This window comes from Dyadobacter sp. BE31 (genome assembly GCF_031457695.1).
GTDB lineage: Bacteria > Bacteroidota > Bacteroidia > Cytophagales > Spirosomataceae > Dyadobacter.
This window is the reverse complement of the sequence record NZ_JAVDXA010000002.1, coordinates 1-12274: the sequence shown is the minus strand read 5'-3', so window position 1 is coordinate 12274 and position 12274 is coordinate 1. Positions and strand designations below refer to the sequence as shown.

Genomic DNA, 12274 nt, shown 5'->3' with positions numbered 1-12274 from the left:
CATATGGTAGTGGTAAACCGGCACTCGCTTTAACAGCTATTCAAGATGGATGCGAAACATGCAAGTCAGTTAGTGTAAGCAGATAATTCCAAATGAAGAATCGGAAAATCATTCCCGCTCGGATCTTTTTCAGAACGCCCCAATAAATCAAATCCTAACTTCTTGTAAAATGCCCAAGCGTCCGGATTCGCTTCATTGACATCTACTTTCCTCGCATTCAGCTTCTGAATGGCAAAAAGGCACAGCCGTTGCCCGAGACCTTGACGGAAATAATCCGGATGAATAAAAAGCATTTCAATCTTATCCTCAGCCACGCCAATAAAGCCTGCCAATATTCCCGATCGATGGATACCATATATCTTTCATGCTTGCAAATACTCATTCAGAATCAAAGGCTTGTAGAATGCAATGTCCTGCTCTGAAAGAAAATGGTGCGTGGCTAGTACCGACGCTTCCCAAACGTTAAGAATGTCTGGATAATTTTGCTTGAACAATGGTTGTATTTCGTCTTTCATGGCAGTAGCTGCGCGATTTGATAACATTTCAATAATTTGCATTTGCCTCGTGTTCGGTCTTCATTTCAACTTGCATTTAACGCGCAAGCATTTTTACTCCTTCGGATCAAACTCCATAATCCGCAAAATTCCGTACCGGTCGCGGGACATGCCTGCCTAGGTTCCCCGCAGACTTTCGCCAAATGGCCCACGACACTTCCGCCGGGGCAGAGCCCTTCGAATAGACGCCCGCCTTCTTTGTAGCTGACAGCGATTTTCGATCGGTTCTCGTTTTCGTCGACGCGCCCCATAAAGGGTGAACTACCGTTGCATATCAAGTCGTTGTGTTTGCCGCTCGGCAAACACGATGGTCATAATTTCGTCGCTTTCGGGGAATGGAATCCGTCGCTGGCCAAGTCCCAAAAACCGACGATCTTTGTATACTCTCGGCCGAAAATTGATTTGCAAAAAAATGAATGCTTCTTCGGCATTACCGTTGAAATTAATCCAGGGATTGATGAGCCTCATGATTTCCGATATTAGATCTGTGTTAAGTCCCCGGCCGGATAGCCGGGGACTTTTGCACGTTTAAGCTCATTTCTCCTTTTTAGGCAATTGTAAAATCTGGATAGACCCACCTGCACTGTATCCCGAAAACTGCACAAAGACATGATCACCTTCTTTTCTACGGATTGCGTAAACTTTCACCACCGTATCGGTGTAGTCGATCGAACCCTCTTCACCGAAATATGTGGCCTCATCCTTAATGCGTTCCAGCTCTGTCGCCGCCACTTTTCCCTGATAAATCAACGCGCCGCCCGCCGCTATGATCAGGTCACGATAACTCTTTTCAAAGAACGGCAACGACCATTCTTTACCTGTCACACGCGTCATAAATGCTTTGTAAACTTTCCCTTCCAAAGGAATCATTCCCTGTTTGGTGGGGAAAAACAGCCTGTCAAAATCGCGGATAAGGGGCTTATTCAGAGGGACGATGTCGGCCGGCGGGTCAAAAATGGGAAATGCGGTCAGTTCCTTTTCGCTGTAAGGGATTTTAGTCAAGTCAATCGAATCCGGGACTGCCTTTGCCAAGGTGTGCCGGGGAAATGACGGATTACCAGCCTGCACCTGGGCACAAAACGAACTGGCCAGCAATGCGGCCATCACAATGGTTTTATTGAGCATTTGAATGCACTGTTTTTGTTGTGGGCAAGAGATGAATTTTCTCTTACAAATCAAAACGTATACCTGCTTTCACCCTTTTCTGGACCACTCTTCACTTCGCTAGTATACTGCTATGGCTTTACGATGCTAGAAACTCCTGCCAACCTTTAACCGGAAGTAGCCCTCCACTTCGGCAATGCCATCAAAGACCTGGTCAGTACCACCCGAGTATTCCAGTATACCTGCTCTTTTCAATGTAAACGAACCAATGTAGTAGTCGTCAGTCGTGAGCCCGATCTTGGCAATCTGCAAGTTTCCCGGGCTCGGGTACGTCGCTTTGTTCTGCTCGTAGAAAAACGCATACAGTGGCGTTCCTTTCGGGTTGGTTGTAAGGTAGATGATGGGGATCCGCATCTCATTATCATTGGTTTTCAGCTGCCATGGCATTATATAACTATTCACTTTTTCGCTCATCTCGGGCCAACTGAGCGTAACACTTGCAAACAGACCGGGGGCCGATAGCCCGCTGGTCACAAGCAGGCGCTTGATGTTCCCATGAACGACCTTGGACAAACCCAGAGGTGAGGTGGTAGGTATCCACTGCCCCCCGTTGATCCGGAAAACCAGTCCCTCGCCGAGCACATATATTTTGGCATGTAACTTTATTTGCCGTTTTACATTGTTAATGGTCTGGCTCAGCACCACAGTTACAACTTGCGGATTCGTAGCGGGTATCCGCTCCGGTGCGGTGTAGGTGGCGGTTGCATTGTCGTTGTCTTCTATATGTCCTGCTCCCTGCACGGTCCATTTGTCTACAAATTTCGAATCGATTTTTGTAAAAACAGGAATATCTTTTCCATCCGGCTCATGGACTTCAATGTGGGCCCGCACACTGAGATTTGCGGAAGCTCCTGGATCAATGGCCTGAACACTTGGATCAATGACTGCGCTTTTAAGTATTGTCCAGTCACTGAAATGCGTGGTACTGGCAATAACCAGCCTTGCCGTCGTATCTACGCGTGAGGTGGATGGCGAATACCAGCCTCGAGCGTCAGACTGAAAGGCCACGCGCAACAGTTCAGGGTCGGTGTCGGTCATATCCTCCTGCTCGTAGCGGAAAGTAATGGTAGCGGGTTTGGCAAATGTAAGCCCGTGAGGCATCAGACGAAATGCCGCTCCGGATCCGCCGGGGCAATGATTTTCGTCCAGCGGCTGCACCGAAATAGTCTGACTGCTGGCCAGCGCGCCAGCCGGGATGTCGATCCGGACGCGCTGATCGCCGGACTCAATATGCCCACCTGCCGGACCGATGGTGACGGAGACGGCGGTGCCCACAGGATTGCCTACCGGTGTCACGTCAGGCTGCTCTGTGGGTTGCGGATCGGGACCAGGGGTGTTTGCGTCTTTTTCGCAGCTGATCGATAACGTTAAGAGCACCAGGCTCAGAAGAAAAACATAAAATTTTTTCATGGCTTGTTTTGGATTGTTCTATTATGATGCCAAAGTTCAGCCAATGTTCATTAGTTAGAAATAATGAAGTTGCTGAAACGGAAAAAACTGCCGATGAAGCGGTATTTGGAAATAGACGGGCAGACGGCATCAAAAAAAACGGCTACCGTGTTGCGGTAGCCAATTTGCCCGTATTATGCCAGTGGAGACAGTTTAGATAGCACGGGCTAACCGCTGATGCGGTTCGTTTAACAGGCCGTTCACATATTGCTCCACCAGCTGAACTGGTTGGTATTGCGCGAACTCCTCGCTGAGTGTTTGCACCCGCTGGCGGTAGGATTTATCGTTTAGCACGCGGGCGACGGCCTGTCGGATCTGTCCTGGCTTCGGGGTCCCTTGAAACCGGTCCGGCTTCTAAGGTTGCCCTTATCGACAAGCTCAGTGTCGCAATCGCTATCGCTCTATCGGTTTTATACTCGGCGAGCCGTTGGATTGGAAGACGACAATCGGTGGTGCGCTGATACAGGCAGGCACCCCGGTGCTAGTCTTTTAAAAGCTATTCTAAGGCCGGCTCCAAAAATAATCCAGATTCATCGGCAAAAGCACCTAGTTCGACATTTTCCGGTTGCAGCTTAGATAAGACAGCATTTATTGGGGAAGAAACTTAAGCTTCGGTATATCACTACATGAGCCGGGTTGTGATGGCAACCGGCAAGATACTTATAGGAAAAGGGAGCATCCCTTTAATCCGACACAGACAAGCTGTTCCAGGAGGAAAGCACCTCTTTTACCTACACTGTGTCCTGCGGTTGGGGAGGAAAAGTGATTCACTCCGCGCCTGCTTCGGGAACGGTGGACCCGCACAAATATCTTTGGCAACAAGACGACATTGAAACTGGATGGAAGTACCTGAACATCAATATATCGGTAGCCTCAACTGCCACAGCTGCGGAAGCCACATTACTTTTGGATTTGAATAATCCATGTTTCGAAGCCTCCTCCCAGGACTGTATGAATGACGATGCGCTATACATGCTAGTCAACTGATGTAGCACCTGCGCAACCAAAACGCCGGTGATTCTGTAAGGAACGGCGGCGTTCGGGATAGGCTCTTGATTTATCATAGGGGACGAGCGTAATGTCACTTAGTGCGTTGGCAAGAATTTAAACTATTATTAATTTGAAGCAGAACATGATGCTGGCCTCAATGGCTAGGTTTTCAGCTAATACAACAACTCAATGAAACCCAAATCTCTTTCAGGAATTTCTTATATTTTCGGCTCGACCACGGCAATTCGCCTCGCTGTTGCTTTCATTTTTCTCATATGGATTGGGTTGATTTATTCAACTGTGAGTTCTCCCGACTTCATCTGGTCAAGTGCCCCCGGAATTCTTTTCGACAATGTGCCATTCGCGGGTTTCATTTATATTGTCACGAAGTTTTCAAATGTCTTTCACACTCAGCATCACATCATAATTCATAACTTTTATGGCAAAGTGACCTATTCAAAATCTGATTTTCTCGACATCCGTATCGTCACGCGGGCTTTCCCATTGTATCAAATCGTCTTTCACGACGGCAAGAAATATTTGTTTAGTACATCTAGTGGCTACCTCTCACTTGATAGTGACAGGGACGCAGAGGTGGTAGAAATGAAGAAAGCGCTTATGATATAGACTTAGAGGCTGCTATGGCGTCGATTGTTCATGTTGTTAGTGAAGTTCTGAAAGGACGAAATCACCAGTCGGGAAACGCCAGATCAAGCCGCTATGTGGGGCTACTAACAAGCATTACCCGGACTCTCTTGTAAGTACCCCGTTTCTCAGACAGTCATTTGTTGGTTAATTTCCTTTTTTACCAGCGATTCCTTCAATCCAAGTCCAAGCCGGTAATGCCCGTGCAGGATCATCCCGTGTTAGCTGTGCAGCAACCGGCAAATGTCAGTTTCGGCGGAAAGTATACGTGTTAATTGATGGGCGGACGTTTCCTACTGCTGCCGATTTTGCGCCACCGCCCGAAGTAATGCAAGAGGTAATTTTGTCGGTAAAGAAACCGGCAGAGGTTATGAGGGCAACAATTCGGGTGGGTCAATCTTCCGCATTCGGGTATCCGGCTGGCGGCTCCCAACGTCAGGTATTCTAATGCAGTGACACCCGGCACTTAGCCAGGGCGGGGCATTGTTCCCGACTATCCTGTCCATTGGGGAGGTGCTGGCAAAACCGGAATGGTGTCCGGACGCCCCCAATAACAGTTCTCAGTGCAAAAACTGTGTGGCGGGTGTCAAAGTAAAAATCGCGCGCCACCAAACTCTCATATGGGTGGATATCGCCTCCGGCGGAGCTTTCCTTCGAAGTCCTCGACTTCGCGGCCGGGTTTTCCATTTCAATTACTGACACTTTATGCAGCTGTCGCAATGCGGATATTTTGGGTGCTCCACAGACGATGACCGTTTTTCTGCCGCCGGAAGGATGTCCATTTTGTTCTCGATAGTAACACCTGTTTCGGCGACCGGGAGAAGCGATCAATATCCATAACGCCGTGCACTATACCTTCTGCGGTAATCAAGGGGTGTCAGTTCTGTGTACTCATCCCCGATCAAGCTATTAAGAAGCAATTAAAAAGTCTCCTACCTGGATAGATCTAGACAAAAAAGGCGGCTCAGTTCCTCGGGCCGCCATGATTACAGGTTATTTTCTATCGATGAAACATTAGAGTAATGGAACTTTTGGATCCATCAATGCTACTTGTCTCTTGTATTTTGCCAATTAATTTACCGTCAATAATACTTGCTGTTCCCGAGTACATAAAAATAACGCCAGAGCCAGCATGTGTATAATCCAGTATCAATTTGTCCGACTCGTCAACTCTTTGATTGTATGCAAATGTTTCAACAGCAAAAGAGGGTAGAAAGTCGTCCATTATCACGACACTATCGCTGGTTGCTATATTTACCGTATTAGGACCACCTCGTTCGATTTTCCAAAATGTCTGAAATTTAAAGATACCCGAGTCTGCTCCTTCCGTTCTCCAATCTCCAATAAATGGTGTCGCTCGGTCTGGCTTTGGGTCTTTTGAACAAGCGACCAACAATGCCAGGCACGCCGCAAAGAGATAAATTAGCTTTTTCAAAAAGTTGTGCATTTAAGGTTGCGTGGCCAAAATATAGTAAAGTGTTGAATAATCCACTATTCCGGCCCCGCCTTTGAAAGGTGGTCATAATTTTCAGGAGCGGCCGCTATCAGGCCTTCCCTCCCATTAAACACTTCGTTCCTGTCATTTCAAACATTCTCAAAACCAGACAGAATGAGTTGTAGCAAAAAAAACCGGGCTACTCGCCCGGTTATCAACATAACTAGAATTGAGCGTCTTTATTTATTGTAAAAGAACTCTTGTTCTATCTGTCGTTTTTTCACCATTTTTACTATAAGTCACATGCAAATAATAGGTACCACGCGGCAGTGAGCTTACATCAATTTTGAAAACTCCGTCTGAGCCAACTTTCGAATGAATCCCGTCAGATTTTATACTATAAACAGCCTCTTGTGTTTTTTCGCTAAATAAGGAAATTTGATCCGGCATGGAAGCGGTAGTTTCGTAGTGTTCGAACTGAATAGATAATTGATCTTTTGCTGGATTTGGAAATACTGTGTATCGGGCCGAGCAATTATCAATACATATAGTTGTGCCAGCACTGGCAGAACCGCAAGAATTGGACATGTTCAGCGTCAATCCATAACAATCTGGCACATTTGTATAAAAGGAGGCACTACCGTTTCCGAAATCGCTTAAAGAGGCATTCGAAGCATTTCCGCTGGTGATCGACCAAACCGAACTTGTTGGGTTGCCAGTCATAGTAGCAACTACAAGCTGACTGGTACCCGCGCAGTTGTTTGGTGCACTAATAGATATATTGGTCGCGATAGGCTTACCTACGCTGATTGTTTTTGTTAATACGAGTGTCCCACAACCACCGGACACGGTAGCCGTAAGTGTAACGCTTCCGTGGAAGCTGCCCACTCTTGTTGCAACACCGCTGCTATTTATCGTTACTGCGCTAGTATTACTACTTGACCACGCCACCGTAGAACCTTGCGGAAGATTCGCAACAGAAAAAGTTGAGCTCGGGCAAATATGGTCAACCCCGGAGATACTTGACTGGGTTGCTGTTCCAACATTAACAGCTTTCCATGCATTTTCAACTTGCTGAACCAAAACACCGTTTTGATTACCACATAACGCCCTGGCAGCATTTACCATCCCGGTTCTGACTTGCGCATAAGTTGTAGTATTGTCAAGGAAATTTCCAAAGACTGCCCGGACGATTAAATTCTCTAACAGATCCATCCCTACACCATATACGTTGTAAAAGCCACCTACATCGTTGGTCCCAGATCCTCCGTTAGCTAACAAGAAGGCCCAGTGAGATAACACACCACTTCTAACATATTTGTCGATATCAGGATTTCCGGAGTTGGTATTATACTGTGCGCCTGCATACGTATTAGCAATTGGTTGTCTAACATTGGCAGAGTTGGTGTTACCCAGATCTCTCAAACAGGAGTTGACAGTTGTAATCTGCTCAGCGATTTGCCAGATATTCCCTCCGGTGATCCTGTGTTGCATCATAGCCCCCCAAATATCACTAAGACCTTCATTAAAGGAGCCTTGATCCCCTGTATTGCCCCATCCAATCTGAAAATTGGTAATCCCATGCCCATATTCATGGGCAACAACATCCACGCTGGCCACGGGATTGAAAATGATTGCACCATCTCCGAAAAGAAGAACTTGATTTAAGCCATCCCAGAATGCATTGTCCCTATCATTGGCTACAGTTCCAAACCGGATATGTGCATCGATAGGAAACCCGGCCCCGGAAACAGGATCATCAAAGCTGTTGACAGCGTGCGCGGTATTGAGCCTGTCGTAGATCCTTTGAAGCCCCCAATGTACATCCAATCCCATATCGTTTTCGTTACCGCCATGCTCTGCCGTAGTCCAATTATTATCATTGTCCCTCAATTCTATACGGGTCGTAAAATTGGTACTCCCCTGCAAGTTCCAGGTGTGGATTGTGGCGCCCCTGGTGTTGTCAAATAAGCGGAAGCGCGGGGTTATGGAGACGTCATCGAACGCACTCGCAGTTCGGGACCCGCTATACCGGGTCGCAAAGGTGCCCGAGGCCGGAGGTAAAGCATGGCTGAACGTGGTCTTTGGAATAGGCCTATTCCTAGGTTTTGTCCCAGTTTCCGTAGAAGTAGACAAAGCATGGCTAAACCTAGGCTCGACTGTTAATACATGACCAGTTTTGGCATCGACAAATCCAATTTCGTCATTTGAAAGTGAATTGCTATACAGGGATATTTTATAAACCAGATAGGCTGCACTATCCGACGATGTAATCTCCTTGACCAGCAGTTCATGAATGAAATTAGAAATTTCGTTGGCAGGTATTTTTTTGTATTCCGAAAATAATTCCTTTGCCCTTGTGGGTGTTATGGCCGGAGTCACATCAAGGTTCTCCAGTTTGACAAAATGACCGTGCGCATAGAATAATTTCCCATTCTTGTAATGGAAATTATATCCGGCCCGATCCACTTTTACTCCCTTATAAAACTGGTCAAAATGGTCGTCAGTAAATTCGGTGCTTCTCTGTTTGTCTTTTGCTTTTTCAAAGCCATCGTCAGCTGTCACCTTTAAGTACTGTTTCATAAAGTCCTGATCGGACATGCTTTTACTCTCATCCGATTCTGGAAACTCCATCGCCTGGACAATGCCTTTTTTGTCTTTCAGTACAGTTGGGCCTGTTTCGCGCTGTTGTGCAATAGCTAGCATAGGCAAGGCCAGCATCATTGCAGAAAGTAATCGTTTTTTCATAGATATATATTTGGTTTAGTTAATGCGTTTCCATTTAGATACATAAAAAATGGCCGACGCATGTTCTACATGAAGCTCCATTGTATCGGCGTAAAATTTAGGACTATACTGTAACGTTAGCCAAAAGCCGTCCTCACGCTGGATACCCACGTGCAAAAGTGAGTCGATCCAGTATTTTTTTTCTAAAGTCTTTTTTGTAGAGTAATCGTATTCAAGCAGCACACTGTCGGGAAGAAAGTGCCAATAGCCCAGAGAGTCTTCGATAGGCGGTCGGTATTCCCCATTACCTACGTAGAAGTTTTCCCATTTCCCAAGAATGGCCTGGCGGGGATCAATCTCGTCTTTTTTGCAGCCAGCCAAAAGCACAGCTATAACAAACATTACAATCGCTTTCATGATTATTGAATATTAGTACTTTATGGTTCGGAATGCTTTTTGCGCTTAGAGGTGTCGATAAGACGCAACATGATTTGCTATGAAAGCATTTGCCACTTTGCTTTCATAGTGAGGTCGAAACACCGTAATAGTGTGTCGCCAACGCGATAAATTCTTATTGGGGGCGCTTTGAGCTGGGTGATTCCAAAAATGAATCCGGCGGTTACTCAAAGTTATATTATAAAACTATTTTTACAATAAATTGAACAAAAACTTTTTGTAAGGAGATTTTCAACAAAACAAAAGAAGAAATTAAGCCGCCAAAAGGCATCAATACGATATTTATCGTATTTCCATTAAAGCAAAATAATTCAATTCTTGTGACAATTTATCCGAATTTAGCATCGAATTTGCATTTCTTATCGGTTGTATAAGACTCTTATGTTAAATAGCGCTTCCAAAGATGAGAAAGCTTGGTTAAAGGATAACCAGGCTTTCTGTTTTATTACCCTCCTCTATCAGTGTTTGAGTGGATTGAAAGGTATGAAATTCTAATGTAAAAGGACCGTCATCCCCGGAGGTTAGGATTTGGGCAAAAACTGTACAAGAGGTTGATGCTAGGAGGCTTTTTAAGTAAATCGATTCCAGAACAATGGAGAAACTGGTATAAAATATCGTTATAAATCTATTATAAAGTACGATTCCAGCAAATAGAAAGAACTATTTCTATAAACATACAAATATTTTATTGCCCTTTACAACGCTTCCTACTACTTATGTGCCTGTAAGTTTACATTACACCTCAATGCTCTTGCGTGATCTAATGTCTTGCATTTTTATTAACCCCAAACATGGATTTTTATGGATTCGCAAAAAAACAACCTACGACCAATCATGATAGCACTTGCATTGCTCTGCACATTAATTCAATGCACATCTGACGATCCAGAAGTTGAAGCCGAACAGTGTGATTGCCAAACTGCGACAGTAGCCGAAGAAAAGAAAGATGTTGATGCGGTCATAGTTCTTATTGCTGGCAACAAAGCGCCTTGCGGTAATCAAGGGCCAGACCGATACGTATTAAGTACCGATTCTAAGGATTTTGAACGTGCAGAATATAGTATCGGCGAGAATGTTCTAGTACCATGCGATTCTTTACCTGCACAGTATCAGAAAGCGCGTACAAAGGTCATAGTATCGTACAAACGCAAGAAATGCTATGGCGCTATCACAGACCCTGACCTCCGTTCTAACTATGGCTACTACGTTGACTTAACCTCCATTGGAATCAAACCTTAGTAAAATTTACTCTTCACCTAAATATTTGATTGTCTTATGAAATTACCTTTGCTCTTCCTATCGGTTTTTGCCTATTTCGGAGTATTAGGACAGAATCAAACAGGTGAAAGATGTGCATCTTCCGTTAATTATGAACAGTTACAAAAGTACAATCCAGCCCTTTTGAACATTTTTAAAGAAATCGACAGGAAAGCCGCCGAGTATTCCGAACAGCAGACGCAAGGTCAAATTTCCCCTAAAAGCATTCCAAATACTGGAACGATCGTCACTATTCCAGTTGTAGTTCACGTAATTCATAATGGCGAGCCGGTTGGTGTGGGACGTAATATTAGTGACGCTCAAATTACATCTCAAATAGCTGTGCTAAACGAAGATTTTCGTCGATTAAATGCTGATCGAGTCAATACCCCTTCTGAATTTGCTGTTGTAGCAGCCGATACAAAAATTGAATTCCGTTTGGCTTGTACAGATCCAAATGGCAATCCCACGAATGGCATTCGCCGCGTGCAAGGCAACTTCCCAAGCTATACGCTTGTCCGGAACCAAGATGGAACTATCAACGAAGCTTCAACTAGCATAAAGGCAAATGATCCTGCATGGGATCGCGAGCAGTATCTTAATATTTGGACATGTGACCTAAATCAAGGCTTATTGGGCTACGCAACTTTTCCCGGTGGTGCAGCAAATGTTGACGGAGTTGTTGTACAATATAATGCCTTCGGTCGTACGGGTAATGTAAGTTCTCCGTATAACAAAGGTCGAACTGCTACTCATGAAGTAGGGCACTGGCTTTCTCTATTTCACATTTGGGGAGACGATGGTTCTGCATGTACTGGAACCGATCAGGTCGCAGATACGCCTAATCAAGGTGGAAGTTATGTTGGCCAATGCCCATCAGGTCAAAAGTCTTCATGTGGCATGCGCGGACACTTCCCCACCCCGGCGCAATTCTTTGTAAAGTATCTGTATGTCGTCACAGATTTCCGCCAACACTTGGTTATCGTCCTTAAAAGCTTTCCCGATAAACTGTTGGCTCTGTTGATCCCAACTTTCAGAGTACGGGATGTGTGTTGTGAAGTCCGTTGCGTAGTCCCCGGATAACCGAATTCTGCAATAGATAAATGATTGTTTGCCAGTTTTTCGCGGCTTGAAATACACTGAGAGGCTCATACGACTGGTGTTCATAGGTGAGTTTGAGGGTAGTTAGGTAATATAAAAGTGACAAAAGGTGCCTTACCTCAGATATTACCCAAACAAAAAAACCGCCCTGAATTTTGGGCGGTTGGGGGTGTTCTCGACTCTACGTCAAATACCAGTAAATTACTTAGTTGTGCACCCCACGGTACAAAAGTCGAACCTTTTGCTGGAGGATTTAAGGAAGCTGGCCGCGCTGTTTGAACGAAGATAATGTCTACTAAGGAGTCGAGTAGATTCCTTAGATTGGTCATTTCGTGCGTTTTGTATTCTCTGTCGGTTTAGGACACTTCCAACAACGTATTCTAGGTCTCATATGCCTTTAATGGATATTCCGTTGAAGCTGACCCCGTACCGGGCATACTGACCCCTCTAATTTAGGTTCTGATCTGAGAGATTCTGATGGGCTGACAATTTTACC

Annotated in this window: 12 protein-coding genes; 3 read left to right on the top strand and 9 right to left on the bottom strand. The window is 45.2% G+C overall.

Annotated elements, in window-relative coordinates; genetic code table 11:
* Positions 1–65: 65 nt before the first annotated feature.
* The 6 genes from J2Y43_RS09080 to J2Y43_RS09055 form a co-directional block, all read right to left on the bottom strand.
* Entirely contained in the window at positions 66–350 is a 285-nt protein-coding gene (locus J2Y43_RS09080; protein ID WP_309984255.1) for a GNAT family N-acetyltransferase, read from the bottom strand.
* A 12-nt stretch (positions 351–362) separates the two neighbouring features.
* Positions 363–515 carry a hypothetical protein gene (locus J2Y43_RS09075; protein WP_309981868.1) on the bottom strand — a complete coding sequence of 51 codons (153 nt, stop codon included), beginning with the start codon at positions 513–515 and terminating at the stop codon, positions 363–365.
* Positions 516–815: 300 nt separating this feature from the next.
* The gene (locus J2Y43_RS09070; protein WP_309981867.1) at positions 816–1022 is read right to left on the bottom strand and encodes a hypothetical protein; all 207 of its coding nucleotides are present in this window, start codon (positions 1020–1022) and stop codon (positions 816–818) included.
* 66 nt (positions 1023–1088) lie between these two features.
* A complete protein-coding gene (locus tag J2Y43_RS09065; RefSeq protein ID WP_309981866.1) occupies positions 1089–1679 on the bottom strand; it encodes a hypothetical protein in 591 nt (196 codons plus the stop codon).
* A gap of 126 nt (positions 1680–1805) precedes the next feature.
* Complete coding sequence (locus tag J2Y43_RS09060) at positions 1806–3128, bottom strand: hypothetical protein (protein ID WP_309981865.1); 1323 nt, start codon at positions 3126–3128, stop codon at positions 1806–1808.
* 192 nt (positions 3129–3320) lie between these two features.
* Positions 3321–3461, bottom strand: a complete 141-nt coding sequence (locus tag J2Y43_RS09055; protein WP_309981864.1) for a hypothetical protein — start codon at positions 3459–3461, stop codon at positions 3321–3323.
* A gap of 885 nt (positions 3462–4346) precedes the next feature.
* On the opposite strand from J2Y43_RS09055, the gene J2Y43_RS09050 reads away from it, so the two are divergent.
* On the top strand, positions 4347–4784 hold the full coding sequence (locus J2Y43_RS09050; protein ID WP_309981863.1) for a hypothetical protein: 438 nt from the start codon (positions 4347–4349) through the stop codon (positions 4782–4784).
* Between the two features lie 1018 nt (positions 4785–5802).
* Here the strand turns inward: J2Y43_RS09050 and J2Y43_RS09045 are convergent.
* The 3 genes from J2Y43_RS09045 to J2Y43_RS09035 form a co-directional block, all read right to left on the bottom strand.
* Positions 5803–6237 carry a hypothetical protein gene (locus tag J2Y43_RS09045; protein WP_309981862.1) on the bottom strand — a complete coding sequence of 145 codons (435 nt, stop codon included), beginning with the start codon at positions 6235–6237 and terminating at the stop codon, positions 5803–5805.
* Positions 6238–6480: 243 nt separating this feature from the next.
* Positions 6481–8985, bottom strand: a complete 2505-nt coding sequence (locus J2Y43_RS09040) for a M4 family metallopeptidase (protein WP_309981861.1) — start codon at positions 8983–8985, stop codon at positions 6481–6483.
* A 15-nt stretch (positions 8986–9000) separates the two neighbouring features.
* A complete protein-coding gene (locus J2Y43_RS09035; protein ID WP_309981860.1) occupies positions 9001–9381 on the bottom strand; it encodes a hypothetical protein in 381 nt (126 codons plus the stop codon).
* Positions 9382–10221: 840 nt separating this feature from the next.
* On the opposite strand from J2Y43_RS09035, the gene J2Y43_RS09030 reads away from it, so the two are divergent.
* Together J2Y43_RS09030 and J2Y43_RS09025 are read left to right on the top strand one after the other, a co-directional pair.
* Positions 10222–10659 carry a hypothetical protein gene (locus tag J2Y43_RS09030; RefSeq protein ID WP_309981859.1) on the top strand — a complete coding sequence of 146 codons (438 nt, stop codon included), beginning with the start codon at positions 10222–10224 and terminating at the stop codon, positions 10657–10659.
* Between the two features lie 36 nt (positions 10660–10695).
* Positions 10696–11760: a zinc metalloprotease gene (locus tag J2Y43_RS09025; protein ID WP_309981858.1), complete on the top strand. Its 1065-nt coding sequence runs from the start codon at positions 10696–10698 to the stop codon at positions 11758–11760.
* Positions 11761–12274: the final 514 nt, after the last annotated feature.

Bases quoted from the DNA above. Each gene is read 5' to 3' on its own strand.
- J2Y43_RS09070 (WP_309981867.1), bottom strand. From the start codon at position 1,022: ATGAGGCTCATCAATCCCTGGATTAATTTCAACGGTAATGCCGAAGAA.
- J2Y43_RS09075 (WP_309981868.1), bottom strand. From the start codon at position 515: ATGAAAGACGAAATACAACCATTGTTCAAGCAAAATTATCCAGACATT.
- J2Y43_RS09050 (WP_309981863.1), top strand. From the start codon at position 4,347: ATGAAACCCAAATCTCTTTCAGGAATTTCTTATATTTTCGGCTCGACC.
- J2Y43_RS09040 (WP_309981861.1), bottom strand. From the start codon at position 8,985: ATGAAAAAACGATTACTTTCTGCAATGATGCTGGCCTTGCCTATGCTA.
- J2Y43_RS09030 (WP_309981859.1), top strand. From the start codon at position 10,222: ATGGATTCGCAAAAAAACAACCTACGACCAATCATGATAGCACTTGCA.
- J2Y43_RS09065 (WP_309981866.1), bottom strand. From the start codon at position 1,679: ATGCTCAATAAAACCATTGTGATGGCCGCATTGCTGGCCAGTTCGTTT.
- J2Y43_RS09035 (WP_309981860.1), bottom strand. From the start codon at position 9,381: ATGAAAGCGATTGTAATGTTTGTTATAGCTGTGCTTTTGGCTGGCTGC.
- J2Y43_RS09025 (WP_309981858.1), top strand. From the start codon at position 10,696: ATGAAATTACCTTTGCTCTTCCTATCGGTTTTTGCCTATTTCGGAGTA.
- J2Y43_RS09060 (WP_309981865.1), bottom strand. From the start codon at position 3,128: ATGAAAAAATTTTATGTTTTTCTTCTGAGCCTGGTGCTCTTAACGTTA.